The sequence below is a fragment of the Bradyrhizobium sp. WYCCWR 12699 genome (genome assembly GCF_032144035.1).
Lineage (GTDB): Bacteria > Pseudomonadota > Alphaproteobacteria > Rhizobiales > Xanthobacteraceae > Bradyrhizobium.
In genome coordinates this window covers 371,414-388,295 of the sequence record NZ_JAVTJN010000033.1, presented here as the reverse complement: position 1 = coordinate 388,295, position 16,882 = coordinate 371,414, and the positions used below count along the sequence as shown (strand labels likewise).

17 protein-coding genes are annotated in these 16,882 nt (G+C 63.4%); 10 read left to right on the top strand and 7 right to left on the bottom strand.

Annotation, left to right across the window (positions count from 1 at the left end):
• Positions 1–8: 8 nt before the first annotated feature.
• Genes aroE through RPS27_RS21980 form a run of 5 tightly spaced genes read right to left on the bottom strand, consistent with a single transcriptional unit; the run spans position 9 to position 3,882 of the window.
• A complete protein-coding gene (aroE, locus tag RPS27_RS22000) occupies positions 9–836 on the bottom strand; it encodes a shikimate dehydrogenase (RefSeq protein ID WP_313754376.1) in 828 nt (275 codons plus the stop codon).
• Between the two features lie 3 nt (positions 837–839).
• Positions 840–2,066, bottom strand: coding sequence for a CoA transferase (locus RPS27_RS21995; RefSeq protein ID WP_313754375.1), 1,227 nt, complete (start codon positions 2,064–2,066; stop codon positions 840–842).
• Complete coding sequence (locus RPS27_RS21990; RefSeq protein ID WP_313754374.1) at positions 2,063–2,533, bottom strand: MaoC/PaaZ C-terminal domain-containing protein; 471 nt, start codon at positions 2,531–2,533, stop codon at positions 2,063–2,065. Before RPS27_RS21990 ends, RPS27_RS21995 begins: the two co-directional genes overlap by 4 nt.
• 13 nt (positions 2,534–2,546) lie before the next feature.
• On the bottom strand, positions 2,547–2,933 hold the full coding sequence (locus tag RPS27_RS21985; protein ID WP_313754373.1) for a VOC family protein: 387 nt from the start codon (positions 2,931–2,933) through the stop codon (positions 2,547–2,549).
• Positions 2,934–2,937: 4 nt separating this feature from the next.
• On the bottom strand, positions 2,938–3,882 hold the full coding sequence (locus tag RPS27_RS21980) for a ketopantoate reductase family protein (RefSeq protein WP_313754372.1): 945 nt from the start codon (positions 3,880–3,882) through the stop codon (positions 2,938–2,940).
• 102 nt (positions 3,883–3,984) lie between these two features.
• Between RPS27_RS21980 and RPS27_RS21975 the strand changes: the two genes are divergently transcribed.
• A complete protein-coding gene (locus RPS27_RS21975; RefSeq protein WP_313754371.1) occupies positions 3,985–4,965 on the top strand; it encodes a LysR family transcriptional regulator in 981 nt (326 codons plus the stop codon).
• 79 nt (positions 4,966–5,044) lie between these two features.
• Here RPS27_RS21975 and RPS27_RS21970 read toward each other — a convergent pair whose 3' ends face one another.
• Positions 5,045–5,869 carry a YiiX/YebB-like N1pC/P60 family cysteine hydrolase gene (locus tag RPS27_RS21970; protein ID WP_313754370.1) on the bottom strand — a complete coding sequence of 275 codons (825 nt, stop codon included), beginning with the start codon at positions 5,867–5,869 and terminating at the stop codon, positions 5,045–5,047.
• Positions 5,870–6,275: 406 nt separating this feature from the next.
• Between RPS27_RS21970 and RPS27_RS21965 the strand changes: the two genes are divergently transcribed.
• Positions 6,276–6,554, top strand: coding sequence for a hypothetical protein (locus RPS27_RS21965; protein ID WP_313754369.1), 279 nt, complete (start codon positions 6,276–6,278; stop codon positions 6,552–6,554).
• A gap of 21 nt (positions 6,555–6,575) precedes the next feature.
• On the top strand, positions 6,576–7,496 hold the full coding sequence (locus tag RPS27_RS21960) for a catalase (protein ID WP_313754368.1): 921 nt from the start codon (positions 6,576–6,578) through the stop codon (positions 7,494–7,496).
• Between the two features lie 8 nt (positions 7,497–7,504).
• Here the strand turns inward: RPS27_RS21960 and RPS27_RS21955 are convergent, their stop codons facing one another.
• Positions 7,505–8,437, bottom strand: coding sequence for an AraC family transcriptional regulator (locus RPS27_RS21955; protein WP_313754567.1), 933 nt, complete (start codon positions 8,435–8,437; stop codon positions 7,505–7,507).
• Positions 8,438–8,872: 435 nt separating this feature from the next.
• On the opposite strand from RPS27_RS21955, the gene RPS27_RS21950 reads away from it, so the two are divergent.
• The 7 genes from RPS27_RS21950 (at position 8,873) to RPS27_RS21920 (ending at position 16,865) form a co-directional block, all read left to right on the top strand.
• Complete coding sequence (locus tag RPS27_RS21950) at positions 8,873–9,817, top strand: helix-turn-helix domain-containing protein (protein WP_259217268.1); 945 nt, start codon at positions 8,873–8,875, stop codon at positions 9,815–9,817.
• 51 nt (positions 9,818–9,868) lie between these two features.
• Positions 9,869–10,813, top strand: coding sequence for an AraC family transcriptional regulator (locus RPS27_RS21945; protein ID WP_313754367.1), 945 nt, complete (start codon positions 9,869–9,871; stop codon positions 10,811–10,813).
• Positions 10,814–11,341: 528 nt separating this feature from the next.
• Positions 11,342–12,559 carry an NAD(P)/FAD-dependent oxidoreductase gene (locus tag RPS27_RS21940; RefSeq protein WP_313754365.1) on the top strand — a complete coding sequence of 406 codons (1,218 nt, stop codon included), beginning with the start codon at positions 11,342–11,344 and terminating at the stop codon, positions 12,557–12,559.
• A gap of 90 nt (positions 12,560–12,649) precedes the next feature.
• Positions 12,650–13,561: an MBL fold metallo-hydrolase gene (locus tag RPS27_RS21935; protein WP_212067518.1), complete on the top strand. Its 912-nt coding sequence runs from the start codon at positions 12,650–12,652 to the stop codon at positions 13,559–13,561.
• A gap of 118 nt (positions 13,562–13,679) precedes the next feature.
• On the top strand, positions 13,680–14,468 hold the full coding sequence (locus tag RPS27_RS21930) for an acetoacetate decarboxylase (RefSeq protein ID WP_313754364.1): 789 nt from the start codon (positions 13,680–13,682) through the stop codon (positions 14,466–14,468).
• A 32-nt stretch (positions 14,469–14,500) separates the two neighbouring features.
• Positions 14,501–15,679, top strand: a complete 1,179-nt coding sequence (locus RPS27_RS21925) for a patatin-like phospholipase family protein (RefSeq protein WP_313754363.1) — start codon at positions 14,501–14,503, stop codon at positions 15,677–15,679.
• A 34-nt stretch (positions 15,680–15,713) separates the two neighbouring features.
• Entirely contained in the window at positions 15,714–16,865 is a 1,152-nt protein-coding gene (locus RPS27_RS21920) for an HlyD family secretion protein (protein ID WP_313754362.1), read from the top strand.
• Positions 16,866–16,882 lie beyond the last annotated feature (17 nt).

The following is a 16,882-nucleotide window of genomic DNA, read 5'->3' as shown; positions in this document are numbered from 1 at the left end:
ATCGCCCGTCAGCTCAATGGGACAGTCAATTCGGCGATCACCTGAGCCGTGCCCGGTCGAACGCCGCGCCACCAGGAAAACGCTTCCGCTGCCTGCTCGACCAGCATGCCGACGCCGTCGGCGAGCTTGGCGACGCCTTCCGCGCGAGCCGCCTGCAGAAAGGGAGTCAATCCTTTGCCGTAGGCAAGTTCATATGCCAGTTCCGCGCCGCGCAAGACATTGCGTGGAAGCGGCGGCATTTGACCCCGCAGGCTGGCCGATGTCGCGTTGACCACGACGTCGTACCCCTCGGCGAGATCGGCCAGCTCGGTGTAGCCGCTGACCATCAGGGGACCACAGCCGGCAAACTCCTCGGCCAATGCCACCGCCTTCGCCAGCGTTCGATTGACCAGAACCAGCTCGGACGGCTCTTCGCGCAGAAACGGCAGCAGCGCACCACGTGCCGCCCCGCCGGCGCCGAGCATCAGGACGCGGCGGCCTTTCATCTTCACATCGAGATTGACGGTGATGTCGCGCACAAGGCCGACACCATCGAAGTTCTCGGCAATGATCCGATCGCCTTCGAACTTCATGCAGTTTGCGGCGCCTGCGCGTGTGGCGCTCTCGGAATGCTCGTTTGCGTAGACGAAGGCATCGAGCTTGAACGGGGCGGTGATGTTCAGCCCCTTGGCACCCTCGGCGCGGAATTGATCGACCCGTTCGCTGAAGCCATTAAGGGGGCTCTCGATCGCCTCATAGACGAGGTCCTGGCCCGTCATCTTGGCGAACGCGCCATGGATGAGAGGTGATTTGCTGAAGCCGATCGGATTGCCGATTACCGCATAACGATCGCTCATGGCTCACTCCCGCACTGCGGCTTCGTTGTAGAGCACGCCATCGCGCACCATCGCATCGACCGCTTCGGCCGACAGTCCCAGCGAGGCGGCAATGCGGCGGTTGTCCTGGCCAAGCAGAGGTGCTGGAGTGCGCACCATGGTGTCGCAATCGGAGAATCGGAACGGCAGGTTCGGCAGGGTGACCTTGCCGAGCACGGGATGCTCCTGCTCGACCAGCATGCCGCGCGCATGGATCTGCGGATCCTTCACGACCTCCTCGATAGTCTGCACGGGAGCGGACGGAACACCCGCCTCCTCGAGTGCGGCGAGGCAGGCATCGCGAGAAGGTTGCGACAGCGTCCAGTTGCGCACGATATCCATCGCTTCGGCATAATGGGCGTTGCGCGCGGCAGGCTTGGCAAAGCGCTCGTCGGATGCCAACGTGTCCCCCCCGATCAGGCTCGCCAATCGTCGCCACGCATCATCGACTTGTGCGGCGATGACAAGATTGCCGTCCTTTGCCGGAAAGACGCCGTAGACGGTCGAGTCCGGCTGACCGCTGCCGGTCTGCTTTGGCAGGTCGGTACCGCCAGAAAAGAAGTAACGCTGAACCGCATAGTCGTGCATCGAGACCACGCAATCGTACAGCGCCAGATCGATATGTTGACCGCGCCCGGACGATGCGCGGCCGACCAGCGCGGCATTGACGGCAGCAACGCCGTGAATGCCGGTGTACATGTCGGCCAACGGCATCCGCAGCAGCGGCGGCGCTTCGCCGGGAGAGCCCAGTTGCGCCAAGGCACCCGACATCGCCTCCGCAATCAGGCCGAATCCGGGACGGTCGGCATAGGGACCGGTATGGCCGTAGGCGGAGACCGAGCAGTAGATCAATTTGGGGTTTCGCGCCGACAGCGCCTTGTAACCCAGTCCGAGGCGTTCGAGTGCGCCGGGACGGTAGTTTTCGATGAAGACGTCGGCCGTGTTGATGAGCTTCATCATCATGTCGAGACCGCGCTTGTCGCGCAGGTCGATGCACAATCCCTGCTTGCCCATGTTCTGCTGCAGGAAGTAGCCGGATTGTCCGTCCTTGAAATAGCCATGGGCGCGGCCCGCATCACCTTGCTTCGGACGCTCCACCTTGATCACCTCGGCGCCCATCGCGGCGAGGCAGCGGCCCATGAACGGGCCTGCAAGGAAATGGCTGTAGTCGATGACGCGAATGCCTCTCAGCGGCAGATCTTGCACTGTCATGCCTGCTCTCCTGCGGCGTTGGTCTTCGGGCGCATCGGAATCATCAGTCGATGCTCGCCGAGCTGCACCACTTCGCCGCGCTGGTTGATCAGCTCCGAGGGCAGCACCACGATGCCCCACCCTTCCCGCTTGGTGGCGCGCATTGAACCGATGCGGAACTTTACATGCACGGTGTCGCCGAGCTTGATCGGCAGCTTGAAATCCCACGTCCAGCCCAGCGACATTCCCGGAAGGAAGCGATAATCGGCACGGGTCTTCAAACCGTCAGCGAGCGACAGACCAAACAGCCCGTGCGCGACGCGCGTGCCGAAGGGCGTGGTCTTGGCGTAGTCCTCGTCGACGTGCACAGGCGTGAAATCACCCGTTAGTTCGGCATAGGCGTTCACCATCGCTTCGGTGACCGTCACCGCGGGGGTGACGCACTCGTCACCGACCTTGGCATCGTCCCAGTAGCGCTCGTCGGTCATGTCGCGTCTTCCTCTAGGCACGGGGATTGATCGCCAAAGCGGCTTCCACGGCGCCAGCGCTCGCTTGCAAGATCTCGACGTTCAACCCGCCCGGCAACGCGAGCCAGTTCGGCCCGGCCGGCAACGCCTTGGCGCCCCAGGCGGCGGCCCGGGCGAGCACGCCCTCGTAATCGTCGACCATGATGCCGAGATGGGCGAGACGCCCCTCCGGTCCGGCAAAATGCGGATCCTCGATGAGTTGCACGCTTCCGAGCACCCATACCTGACGTGGGCACGCACCGTCGGCGAGTTGCTCGTCGCGAACGGCAAGACCGAGCACCTCACGGAAGAAGTCGACGTGACGATCAACGTCCGGCACACGGATCGCGACGTGCTCGACATAGGCGCGCGGCAACGACATCGTCTCAGGCCTTTCCCGGATAATTGCTGCGGGCGTATTCGAGCCCTTTGACCAACGCGACGAGGGTCGCGTTGACGGGGGTCGGCACGTTGAGCTTGGCGCCCCAACGCACGACGGAGCCGTGAATGTAATCAACTTCAGTCAGATTCCCGGACTGCAGGCTCTGCAGCATCGACGTCTTGAACTCGGGCGGCAGTCCAGCGGACGCCATCGTCCAGGCGCGGCGCGGATCGGCGATTGAGATCTTCACACCGGCGGCCTGTGCGACCGCGATGCCCTCCGAGATTGCGGCCAGCGCGCAATCTTCCAGGATCGCCAGTGAATAGAGACCGCCATAGGTCAACCCGGTAACGGTGGTAATTCCTCCTCCGGCGACGTTGATGAACAACTTGTCCCACATCGTGCCCAGGATGTTGTCGCTGAGCTGCGTGAGAATGCCCGCACGATTGAACGTCTCTGAAATTCGCCGCGCGCGGTCCGTCAGGCGGCCATCAAGTTCGCCGATGATGGTTTCCTTGCCGATGACCCCGGAGCGAACATGGCCTGGGCCAAGCAGCACGCCACCAACGTAGGTCTTGCCGGCCATGACCCGGTCACGGCCAACTTCCTCCGCAAGGATGTCCTCGTGACCGAGACCGTTTTGAAGCGACATCACGACCGTCTGCGGTCCGATGATCGGCGTCGCCGCTCGGATCGCATCGCGCGTATGGTAGGATTTGACGAGGACAATGACGAGGTCCGCGACGCTGCCGACCTCCGTCGCGGAGGCGCAGGCGGAGACCTTCACGACGCTCTCGGCTTCACCTTCGAGAATCCGCAAACCACCGGCATTGATCGCGTCGACATGAGCCTGGAACGGATCAATTAGCCAGACCTCGGCTCCACCGCGCGCCAACGTGCCGCCGATGGTCGAACCGAGGGCTCCCGCTCCGATAAAGCAGATCCTCATCCGAACGCTTCTCCCTCGCCCGTTTTGGCGTTGGAAGCGTGCTAGCAGGCGGCCCGGTATTTGGATATTCTATGATCCTTATAACCATTATTTCAGATCGCAATGAAGCACCGGGATCCCTCCAAGACGAGCCTGCTGGAGCCGCGCCTGCTCCGGCTCTTTGACGCATTGTTCTCCACGGGCAGTGTCACCAAAGCAGCCGAGAAGCTCGGTCAAAGCCAACCGACCATTTCGATTGGGCTGGCGCGCCTGCGAAAGGAACTGCACGATCCGCTCTTCATCAGATCAGCGGAGGGAATGCTACCGACTCCGCGCGCCGAGGCCTTGATCGGCACGGCCAGACAGGCCCTGGAGATGCTGCGTCGCCTGGCGGAGCTTCGCCCGGAGTTCGATCCGGCGACTGCAAAGCGCCGCTTCGTCATCTGCATGACGGATGCGAGCCACATCACGCTGCTGCCCGCCATTCTTGGCTACGTCCGCCAAGTTGCGCCGGGCATCCGCATCGAGGCGGCGCAGATCGGCGGCGATACTCCGCGGATGCTGCAGTCTGGCGAGGCTGATCTGGCGCTCGGCTACATCTCGGACCTCGATGCCGGGCACTTCCAACAGGTGCTGTTTCCGCAGGATTGGGTTTGCCTGGCGAACGCAAACCATGCCCGGATCCGCGACCGCATCACCGCAAGGGATTTCAGGCGTGAGGCCCACGTCCTCATTCGCTCCGGCACTGGACATCTCTTGCTCGGGGACGCGCTACGGGAGCAGCGCATGGTCCTTGACGTTGCGCTCGAACTCCCGGGCTTTCTGGGGTTGCCCGCAATCGTCGGGACAACTGACCTGATCGCCACCCTTCCAAGACACATTGGCGAGACGTTGGCTCATTATTACGGACTGCGCGTGCTCGATTGCCCGCTGGCGATCGCCGGCTTTACGGTGAAGCAATATTGGCACGCCCGCTTCCATCACGACCCGGCAAACCAATGGTTGCGTGACGTCTGCGGCGAGCTGTTTCAACAGCAGGAGGTGCGGGGTCTCCATCGTTCCGGCCGGCCCAAGAAACGAAGGCCACGCGACTTGACGTCGTAGTCCCGAATGGAGCGGAAGGAAGAAAGCCTCCCGCCTCGGATCGTGGAATTCCGCGTTTTCCGCCCGGATACTCCGCATGTCATTGGTCCAGCGGGAAATTCGGGCGCATGCCACTTGCGCGATCGCGCCTCTCCATCTCTGGAGCGAGCGTGTGCTGTGGAGTGCGACCCTGGGCGGTCCAATGCATGTCCTTATAGTTGAAGCCGCGCGCGAGCGTGGGCTTCACCACCATGAAGTAAGGCGAAATATCGAAGTCGCGTGGCGCGTAGAGTGATGAGTGACGAGGCTCGGCGATTTCGCGCCGCGCAGTCTGGCTATCGATGTGCGTGATCGTGGGGAGGATCGGATAACGCACGGCTTCGAAGGCTTGCGCAATCAGCGAAGAACAGATGATGCGGCTCGCATCGCCCGAGCCAAGTGCGATCGTTCGGCGGCGACAACGCTGCGCCATTGGCCATGGGAACAGATGCCGCATCAGGTCGATGACGTTCTTGAAATCGTAGCCGAGGCCAATGCGTTCGGAAGCGTAGCGGCAGACCTTCTCGCAGTCCGCTCCGCTGAGGCCCACCGGCCGGCAGATACGGGTTTGGCAATGCAGATATTTCGACAGCGGCGCCGCCACGACACCTTCGTCTATATTGGCTTCGATCAGGACATGAGGCTCACCGTCAGTTGCGGAACCCGCCATCGGCCCGACGTACAGCGCCGAGTGCGACCAGGCCGATTGAGTGAGATACTTGATGCCGCTGGAAATGCGACCTTTGCCCTCGACCAGCAAAACGTCACCTGGTCGAAGAGTGTCGCGCAAGGCCGTCGAATCGTTCGGCGGCAACGGCGCACCGCGGTTGGCCTGCTTCTGAAGCCGCGCAATCAATCGTCCAACGCTGTCGATCATCCAGCCCATCGCTCGTCTCCTCTTTTTGGAGTGGGCACTGTGAGGATCTAGCGAATCGAATCCGGAGCTGCGCCAGAGCGATTGTCGTACCCATAGAGCGATTGCTGTTACCGAACGCGCGGGCGCCAATCGGCTGGGGGTCCGTCGGTCAGCTTACCAAGCGCCGCAGCGAAGGCTGTTTGGGAAGCATATGTTCTGCGGCAGGCCGCGAGCGTTTCCGGCCGCCCTTGACCTGGCAACAGCACGACTAGGTCGATCGCGGCGCCATGACATTCGCCTGTTCGGCCGCAGGCCATCGCGACACCGCACAACTGCCCGCAATCGCTCTGCAATTGGATCAATCGCTCTGGGGCAGTGCTGCGCCAGCTCCCTACCATCACCGTATCGACGTCAACGGTAGATGGAAGGACACGCGATGATCTGGAAGAATCTCGTCAACCAATCTGCGACCCTCGCATCGCGGCCGAAAGTCCTCTCCACCACCTTCATGTGCGCCCTTTCAGCGACGGTGCGCTTGGCTTCGACCGGAGATGAAGGAGCGAGGATTGCGGCGCAACCGGTTCACACACGAGATCCCATGGTCTCGATCATGACCAGAGACAGCGTTCCGATCTTCCGCCTGGGCTGGAGGCCAAAGCCCGCCCAGCCGCTTGTGTTTCAAAGCCCGAATGCCTGCCGCGCCTGGCCGCTTTAGCAAGACGCCGGAGGTATCGTCATGATCCGGGTCCCAACCGGCGCTGCCACGCCCGCGTCGATCGTCGACACGCTGAAAGCGTCGGCCGGTGTGTCGCCAAAGACACGCGCCAGCTTCGCCAGAGGCCGCTGTGTCCGCGGCACCTTTATCCCGTCAGACAGAGCGGAAGAAATTACGAAGTCGCAGAGTTTCACGGCCGCATCACGCGTGCTGGCGCGCTTCTCGCTGGACGGCGGCAATCCCCGCTTGCCGAACACTGATAATTTCGTGCTGCGCGGGTTCAGCTTCAGGCTCGGAGATACGGAGCATCGTTCCGACATTCTCACACAGAGCGCGCCCGTTCACTATGCGAGGACCCCGGCGCAGATGTTGGCGTATCTGAAGGCGCGCGTTCCCGGGTCCGGCCAACGACCCGATCCGGAAAAAGTCGAGGCGTTCTCCGCCGCCAATCCTGAGACTTCGCATCAGGCAAGCTATGTGGCTGCCCATCCGCTTCCCGCAAGCGTTGCCGATACCACCTACTGGGCCGTCCACGCCTTTCCCGCGACAAATCGGTATGGCGAGACTCAATTCATCAAATTCAAGGTCGTCCCGGTCGGCAGCCAAGGTGCTGCGCCGACCGAAGGCGCGGCCAGGACGAAGCCTGAAGAGTTCCTGCACGACGATTTGGAAAGCCGGATCGCGGCACGCGATATCCGGTTCAGCCTGATGGCGGTGCTCGGCCGCCTCGGAGACCCCATATTGGATGTCACGATCCGATGGCCGGACGAGGACCGCCGGGAGACGGTGCGCCTCGGAACAATCGTGATCACTGCAATCGAAAAGCGCGATGCATACGTCTTCGATCCGGCAGTCCTCGCCGAAGGCATCGGGCATCCGCCCGACGAGATCTTTGCGGCCCGCCGCGCCGCCTACACGATCTCACGGGCCAGGCGCCGCTGATCGAAGGATCAGCTTCCGCTTTCCCTGGTGCCCTGCGTTTCGCGGCGCCATGCCGCGGGGCTGGTGCCGACTTGCGCCGAAAACACCTTTGTAAAGTGGCTTTGATTGGCGAATCCTGCCGATACCGCAACTTCCGACAATGGCAGGTCCCGTACGATGGTCATCAACTGCTTGGCCGCTTCCACGCGCTGGCGCAGCAGCCATTGGTGCGGCGGCAGGCCGGTCGAAATTCGAAACGCGCGCGAAAAATGACCGACCGAGAGGCCAAACTCGGCCGCGATCTGTTGCAGTGAAAGTGTCCCGCCGAGGTCGGAGTCGAGCTTTTCGCAGGCACGCTTTACTTGCCACGGGGCAAGGCCGCCGCGAGCGGGCCCGGTCGTGCTCTGCAACCCGCCATAGGCCTGGGCAATGTGCGCGGTGAACGCCAGCATCATGTGATCGATGAAAAGCTGGTTGACCTCGGCCGGTCGGCTGAGCCCTTGCAGCAGCAATGTGCCGATATGACGCATGACCTCGTCGTCATGGCCGAAGCCGAACTGGCAGGCGAGGTCGCCAACAGGCGGTGTGCCGGATTCCCTCGCGATGCGGTCAAGCGCTGAACGCGGAAGATAAAAGTGGAGGGAATGAAATGGTTTGTCGATGATGAAACCCGGATCGCGCCTGAGATCGTACAGATATGTCGTACCGGCCCTAACATCCGCCTTCCCGACGGACTTGCCGTTTTCCCAGAGCTCGCAGTCCGGGTAATCGTGAAGCTTCAGACTGACGAAATAGGCTTCATCGGCCACGGAGCCGGAACGACCCGGTATCGGGTTATCAACCTGGGTTTCGGTGACCGCGAGTTCGATGCCGCGCAGTGAACGCGTGATCAGCGAGGGCGGTGCATCCCTCAGGTGCAACTGCTGCCTGACCCTCTGTCCGAAGGTGCTCGCATGCGTCATGTGTTTGAACCATTCGTGGAGGTCGATCGGGCCGTTCGACGCACCGCCGGCACTCCGTTCCGGCGCGCAGTATCCGGTATCCGGGTGCGGAGGTCTAGGTTCACGGCGGCGGTCAACGCAATTGTGAGGACTGGCCACCATGATGGTCACAAAGCGATTTTTCGAAGTGATTTCAATGCCCACCGCGCCTGGTTGCGATACTCGCCCCCTCGTCAATCCGACCACGGCAGCCGATCAAAAATGGCCGCCAGCGCGCTTTGAGCAGAATCAGACAAGACGCGGTTGCTTTAAGAAAGACCACGTAGTTCTACGCGCCTAGAACGCACCCGACAAACTCGCGGCGCCTAGCGGCACGATACCGCGGAAGGAAGCAGAGGCTTCACGCAGGCAGGCCACTCCGGCGCGGGTGCAATTCCCTCAAGCAAGCGCATCGCCATGAGCAAGCCGATCGATCCCTCTACAAGCCTGTCCGATGCAACCACAGCACATCGGGACAAGTCGCCAAACGCCGACCGGCATGCCGCTGATGTGGAGATGGCGCGCGTCCTCAACACCGAACCGATCCGCATGGCATTGGATCCCTCCGGTGCTGCGATCGCCCATTGGAAACATGACCCATTGCACGACGTCGTCGAGCCCATGAGCGACCACGTCATCATGGCTTACAATGGCACGGTGCAGCACGTGGAGCGCCGATCGGGAAGATCGGTCGCGAAGGGAACGTTCCGTCCCGGGGCTGTGATCGTCATTCCGGAAGGATCGAGCTCCCGGTGGGATATCCCAAAACCCGTGGATGTGGTTCAGCTCTATCTTCCGACCGCGACGCTCGAGCGGGTTGCCCGTGAAACCAACACTGCCGCAGCGGTCGATCTCCTCGAACGAACGGGGCATCCCGATCCCGTTACATCCCGATTGCTGTTGAGCGCGGCCGATGGGCTGGAGGGCAACAGCGCACTCGACACGCTGTTCAGGCATCAACTCATAGACCTCCTCGCCACGCGTCTGCTGGCTGTGCACACCGCCTCGCCAACCACGTTCGAGCCGGCCACGGGCGGGCTTTCGCCAAAGGTCCTGCTTCGCGCCATCGAACGCCTGCGCTCCGACAGCGATTCCGACGTCTCGCTTGCGGCTCTCGCTTCGGACGCCGGCCTGTCGCGCTCGCACTTCTGCCGCGCGTTCAAGGAAAGTACCGGGCTCTCCCCTCATGCCTGGCTGCGGCAATACCGCCTTGAGCAGGCCATGAACATGCTGCGCGACACCGACACATCGATCGTGTCGGTGGCGGCCGAGCTTGGCTATGCCTCGCAGACCGCATTCGCGGCCGCCTTCAGGCGCTTGACCGGCAAAACCCCGAGCGATTGGCGACAAGGCGTGCAGTAGCGGCAACTGCTTGCGGATGACGAGTAGCATTCCAAGCGCGAGAACGGCTCGATGAAGAGACCGGTCGACAACGATCCCCTGGAGGACCTGCTGGCCGCACCCGGCCGCGAGGCTCCAACGGATACCCGGCAGCGCGCTGCCGAAGCGGAGATGGCGCGCGTCTTGAAGACCGTACCGCTGCAGGTGGCGTCAGACCCCTCCAATGGAGCCATCGCCCATTGGAAGCATGGGGCCCTGCACGACGTGGTCGAGCCTATGCGTGACCACGTCATCATGACCTACCCCACCGGCGTTCAGCGTCTGGAGCGGCGCACCGGGAGATCGGCTGTGACCGGGACGGCGCGTTCGGGAGTTGTGACGATCATTCCGGCTGGTTCAAGCGCCAGATGGGATATTCCCGGCGCTGTCGATGTCATCCAGCTCTATCTTCCACACATGACGCTCGAACGCGTGGCTCGCGAAGCCGGCGCTTCCGCTCCCGGCGATCTTCTGGAACGGACGGGACATCCCGATTCCATCACATCCGGATTGCTGATGAGTGCCGCGGATGTGCTGGAGGGCAACGCGACCCTGGATGCCCTGTTCAGACACCAGCTTACAGATCTCCTGACCACACGTCTGTTGGCTGCGCATACTGGCGAGTTGGTCACGTTCGAACCGATTATAGGTGGGCTGTCCCCACATGCTCTGCGCCGCGCGATCGAACGCCTGCGCTCGGGCAGCGATGCCGACGTTTCGCTCGCTGCGCTGGCATCGGACGCCGGCCTGTCGCGCTTCCATTTCTGCCGCGCCTTCAAGGAAAGCACCGGGCTCTCGCCGCACGCCTGGCTGCGCCAGCAGCGGCTCGAGCGAGCCATGAACATGCTGTGCGATACCGATACGTCGATCGAGGTGGTGGCCGCAGAACTCGGTTACGCATCGCAGACCGCATTTACGGCGGCGTTCAAGAAGCTGACCGGCGACACGCCGAGCCAATGGCGCCGTCGCATGCGTTAACAGCAATCTCTCTGCAACCGCGTCAATCGCGCTGGCGCGGCCGCAGCTCCGATCCCGTAGATTTGCGGTATCGAACATCGACAACGGACGGAGACGAGCAATGGCCTGGAAGCACTGTGTCGCCCTCCTTGCAATTGTGCCGCGACGCCGGGTCATCGCGACCGCGCTGGTGTACGGACTGTCACTCAGCGTCCGCTTTACCTCGGCAACGGGGGAGGAAGTCGAAATTCCGATCCCGTCGACAACGTCGATCATGACCAGAGCCGGGGTCTCCATCTTCCACGATGACTGGCCCTTGAGGCCCAGCGAGTCGATCGCCTTTCAAATTCGCCGGCCGGCGGTTTCCCGTGGCTGTCACGCAGCGTGCGAGCGTCCTTCCATGATAACGCCGGGCTGCACCGCGCCTTAGGCGCTCGACCAATCCATTTCACGCCTTCGCGTCATCGCCGATCGTGACAAGCCATTCCGGATGCGGGAGCGGCAACGGTGACGCGCGAGTCCGAGAAGTCAAACCAGAGGAGTAGACACATGCGATTAGTCATCATCGGCGCCGGCTTCGCCGGCATGTACGCCGCACTTTCCGCCGCCCGCCTGCGCGACATCCAGGGCGTCTCACCCGAAGAGCTCGAGATCGCGCTGGTCGCACCCGAGCCGACACTCGTGGTTCGCCCGCGCCTGTATGAACCGAAGCCCGAGACCCTGACGGCGCCCCTCACGGATGTCCTCAAGGCTATCGACGTTGTCTATGTGCAAGGCAGCGCGGAGACGATCGACACCAGGTCTCGCACCGTGGAAATCGGCGGCGCCAAAGGTACGAAGAGGAGCCTTTCCTACGATCGGCTTGTCGTGGCGACCGGCAGCCGGCTGTTCCGTCCGGACATTCCGGGCCTCGCCGAACATGGCTTCAGCGTCGACAATCTCAATGATGCGATGACCCTCGACCGGCACCTGCACAGCCTGGCCGATCGGCCGGCGGTAAACGGGCGCGACACCGTCGTCGTTGCCGGCGGCGGATTCACCGGAATCGAGGCGGCGACGGAATTGCCGGCGCGACTTCGCGCGATCTTCGGCAAGGACGCCAAGCCGCGCGTCATCATCGTCGACCGCAACAGCGCGATCGCTTCCGCCATGGGCGAAGGACCCCGCCCCGTTATCGAGGACGCCCTGCACAAGCGCGGCGTGGAGACCAGGCTCGGCGCCGGCGTCGCCTCGCTCGACCAATCGGGCGTCACGTTGACGTCAGGCGAACACATTGAGGCCGAGACCGTGATCTGGGCGGGCGGCATTCGCGCGGCTCCGTTGACCGCACAGGTCGCCGCCGAGCGCGACAATTCCGGCCGGCTGCTCGTCGACCGTGATTTGCGCGTGCCGTCGGTACCTGGCGTGTTCGCCACAGGCGACGCCGCCCGCGCCGCCTGCGATGATGAGGGCAATTACGCATTGATGTCGTGCCAGCACGCCACGCGAATGGGCGCCTTTGCCGGCCATAACGCCGCCGCCGAGCTGCTCGGCGTTCCGACCAAGCGCTACCACCAGGAGAAATACGTCACCTGTCTCGACCTCGGCGAAGCCGACGCGGTGTTCACCCGCGGCTGGGAGCGCGAGGTGACGATGGTCGGCGACACCGCCAAGAAGACCAAGCGGGAGATCAACACCGTCTGGATCTATCCGCCGAAGGCCGAGCGCGCTGCCGCTCTTGCCTCGGCCGATCCGGAGCGTGTCGGCGATGTCAGCGGCTTCTTCTAGACCGTCACGCGAACCGGCCGCGCTCCGCGCTGGCTGCACGGCCTACCCGAACAAGACCAGCCAGCACCAACCATGTAACAGGAGAGAAATATGAATCTGCACGACCCCTCATACACCGGCAACAAGGTGCCCGATGAGTTGGTTCCGTCGCGTTACGCGCTGCGGATCGGCGAGATCGACGTGATGGTGGTCAGCGACGGCGTGCTGACGCTGCCGGGCGCGATGTTGGCTCACAACGCAGCACCCGCTATCCGCGCGGCCTGGCTGAAAGACAATTTCCTGCCACCGGACGCCTTCGATTGGGCGCTCAACGTGGTCGTGGTGCGCAGCGGCGGCCGGACCATCCTGATCGACGCCGGGATGGGTGCGGAGTTTCCCCTTCCTCGGGCCGGACAATTGATCCATCGGCTGGAGGCCGCTGGCATCGATCTCGCCTCCGTGACCGACGTGGTGCTTACCCACATGCACATGGACCACGTTGGCGGGCTGCTCGTCGAAGGCGTGAAGGAGCAACTGCGCCCGGACCTGCAGATCCACGTGGCGGCCGCCGAGGTCAAGTTCTGGGAATCGCCCGATTTCTCCCAGGTTTCGATGCCGGACGGTTTCCCGGATGCGCTTCGGGCTACGGCCAAACGGTTCGCGAAGGAGTACCGTAGCCAGCTTCGGCTCTTCGAGGATGAGCACGAAGTGGCGCCGGGCGTGGTCATTCACCGCACCGGCGGTCACACGCCCGGGCACAGCATCGTCCGCCTGGCGTCCGGCGGCGACCGGCTGACGTTCGCCGGCGACCTCGTGTTTGCCGTCGGGTTCGAACACCCCGACTGGCACAACGGCTTCGAACACTACCCCGAGGAAGCGGCCCGCGCCCGCACCAGCCTTTTGCGCGAGCTGGCGGAAACCGGCGGGTTGCTGGTGGCCACGCATATGCCGTTCCCATCCGTCGGCCATGTGGCTGTGGCCGGCGACGCCTTTCGTTGGGTGCCTGCGTTCTGGGACTACTGATTGCTTGTCGGGTTAGTGCCGACAGGCACGCCCGATCAGCGCTTCATCCGATACGGGCCGCGTTTCCCGCGCCGAAGCGCGGCCCGCGCAACCACACCCCTCCTGGAGCTCGACCTCGATGAAACACGAGACCCTGCGCGCGAGCGCGTTTGCGATGCCGCTGACGAACCCGGCCTTTCCGCCTGGCCCGTATCGCTTCGTCAATCGCGAGTATTTCATCATTCAGTACCGAACCGATCCCGAGGCGTTGCGCCGGATCGTGCCGGAACCGCTCGAACTGACCGAGCCGGTAGTGAATTACGAATTCATCCGCATGCCCGACTCCACCGGCTTCGGCGACTACACCGAAAGCGGTCAAGTGATTCCGGTATCCTTCCGGGGCGAGACCGGCAGCTTCACGCACCAGATGTTTCTCAACGATCATCCGCCGATTGCCGGCGGGCGCGAACTCTGGGGCTTTCCGAAGAAACTTGCGCAGCCGAAACTCGCCGTCGAGACCGATACGCTGGTCGGGACCTTGAACTACGGTTCGGTCCGGGTTGCCACCGGCACCATGGGCTACAAGCACCGGACGCTCGACACAGCGCTCGAAGCCCGAAAGCTCGCAGGCCCCAACTTCCTGCTCAAGATCATCCCTCACGTCGACGGCACGGCGCGCATCTGCGAACTGGTGCGCTACCACCTCGAAGACATCAATGTGAAGGGCGCGTGGACCGGGCCCGCCGCGCTGGACCTCTATTCGCATGCGCTGGCTCCCGTCGCCGAGCTGCCGGTTCTCCAAGTGTTGTCCGCCAAGCACATCGTTGCCGACCTGACGCTTGGGCTCGGCAACGTGATCCACGACTACCTCACCCCTGGCGCTGCCGTTCGTGGACCAAGGGTTCTGATCGAAGCGAATGCCGGCTGATCGGATCGACCATCATGCAAGGAGTTCTGGCAATGCTAAACGTGATACGCGAACGGACCAACCCAACGCCACAACAGCAAGGCAACGCGCTTCCCTACGACGTCGTCGCCCTCGTGCTGCAAGGCGGCGGTGCGCTCGGCGCCTATCAGGCGGGAGTCTATGAGGGCCTGCACGAGGCCGGCATCCGGCCGAACTGGCTGGCCGGCATTTCGATCGGCGCGCTCAACGCTGCGATCATCGCGGGCTCGCCTGAAGGCGAGCGGGTACAGCGGCTGCGCGAATTCTGGGAGTCCATCTGCGCCTTTTCGATCGAGTGGCCCGCCGGCGAAGGGCTCGCCAATGCACTGCCGTTTGCGTTCGACATCAGCTCGGTGCGCAACGCGCTGGCGGCGACCCGGGCCCTGGTGCAGGGCCAGCCCGGCTTCTTCAAGCCGCGTTTCCCGCCGCCCCTCTGGTCCCCGTTCACGGGCGATGCAGCGACAAGCTTTTACGACACGGCGCCGTTGCAACAGACGCTGGAGCGACTGGTCGACTTTGACCGCCTGAACTCGGGCGAAATGCGCGTCAGCGTCGGCGCGGTCAATGTCCGCACCGGCAACCTGACCTATTTCGACACCGCTGAGCGCCGGCTCGGAGCCAAGCATTTCATGGCTTCCGGCGCCCTGCCGCCCGGATTCCCCGCCGTCGAAATCGACGGCGAGCACTATTGGGACGGCGGCGTCGTGTCCAACACGCCCCTCTCCCGCGTGCTGTCCGGCGAGCCGCGCGACACGCTGACGTTCCAGATCGATCTCTGGTCGGCCAGGGGCCGTGTTCCCCATGACATGATGGAAGTGTCGAGCCGCCAAAAGGACATTCAATATTCCAGCCGCACGCGCGCCATCACCGACCACATGACGCGGATGCAGACAATGCGTCAGGCGCTGCAGCGGACGATGGAGAAATTGCCGGCAAGCGCAAAGGACGATCCGGAAATCCGCGCCATTGCCGACCTGGCCCGCCATCGCTCCTACAACATCATCCACCTGATCTACCAGTCCAAGCTCTACGAAGGCCACTCCAGGGACTACGAGTTCGGGTTGAGCGCGATGCGCACGCATTGGCAGAGCGGGCTGGATGACATCCGCCGCACGCTGGCAGAGCCACGACGCCTCGACCGACCGCCCCCCGAACTAGGCATGGTCACCCACGACGTCCATCGCCGCGACTGAGCTTCAACGCATCCTGCAGATTTGGGAGAACGCCGTGTCCACACTTGCCTATGCCGATGAGCAAAAAGCCAAAACCAGCCTTCGTCCCTCACGGCAGGCGATTAAGCGTGCGGCCCTGGTGCTGGCGGCGGCGCTTGGCGTCGCTGCGGCCGCCACGTTCGGCCACTACTACTTCACCACCGGCCGCTATCTGGAAACGACCGACGATGCCTATGTCAAAGCCGACTCCACGATCGTCGCGCCGAAGGTTTCGGGCTATATCGGCGAAGTCCTCGTTGCCGACAACGAGCCGGTCAAGGCCGGGCAGTTGCTGGCGCGAATCGACGATCGCGACTTCAGGGCCGCACTCGATCAGGCTCGCGCCGATGTCGCCGCGGCAAGTGCCGCGGTGCGCAACCTCAATGCGCAGATCGAATTGCAGGAGCCGGTCATTCAGCAACAGGCTGCCCTGGTCGAAGCCAGCGAGGCCGCGCTGAAGTTCGCGCGGGAAGAACAGGCCCGCTACGACGGCCTGATGAAGTCCGGTTCCGGCACCATTCAACGCGCGCAGCAGACCGACGCGGCGCTGCGCGAAAAGTCCGCCCAGTTGGCCGGCGAAAGATCGGCATTGATCGCCGCCAACAAGCGGATCGAGGTGCTCGCCACCGAACGCGCCAAGGCGGCGGCCCAGCTCGACCGCGCCCGCGCCGTCGAGCAACAGGCGGCGCTCAACCTGTCCTATACGCAGATCACCGCGCCCGTAGAGGGTACGGTCGGTGCGCGCTCGTTACGTGTGGGCCAGTTCGTGCAAGCCGGCACGCAGTTGATGGCGGTGGTTCCGCTCGATGCCGTGTACGTCATCGCCAATTTCAAGGAGACCCAGCTCACCCATGTGCGAACCGGTCAGCCGGTCGAACTGACCATCGACGGTTTCCACGACATCAGGCTGCGGGGCCGTGTCGACAGCCTCTCGCCGGCCAGCGGCCTCGAATTCGCGTTGCTGCCGCCCGACAACGCCACCGGCAACTTCACCAAGATCGTGCAGCGCGTGCCGGTCAAGATCGTGCTCGACGATCACGATCTGAAAGGCCTGCTGCGTCCGGGCATGTCGGCTGAACCGACGATCAACACCAAGTCGGCGGCCGTTGCCGCGCGTGAAGCGAAAAAGCGCCTCGCCTCGCGCGGCACGAGCGCCACGGCTGAATGAATCCGGATCCTGGAGAG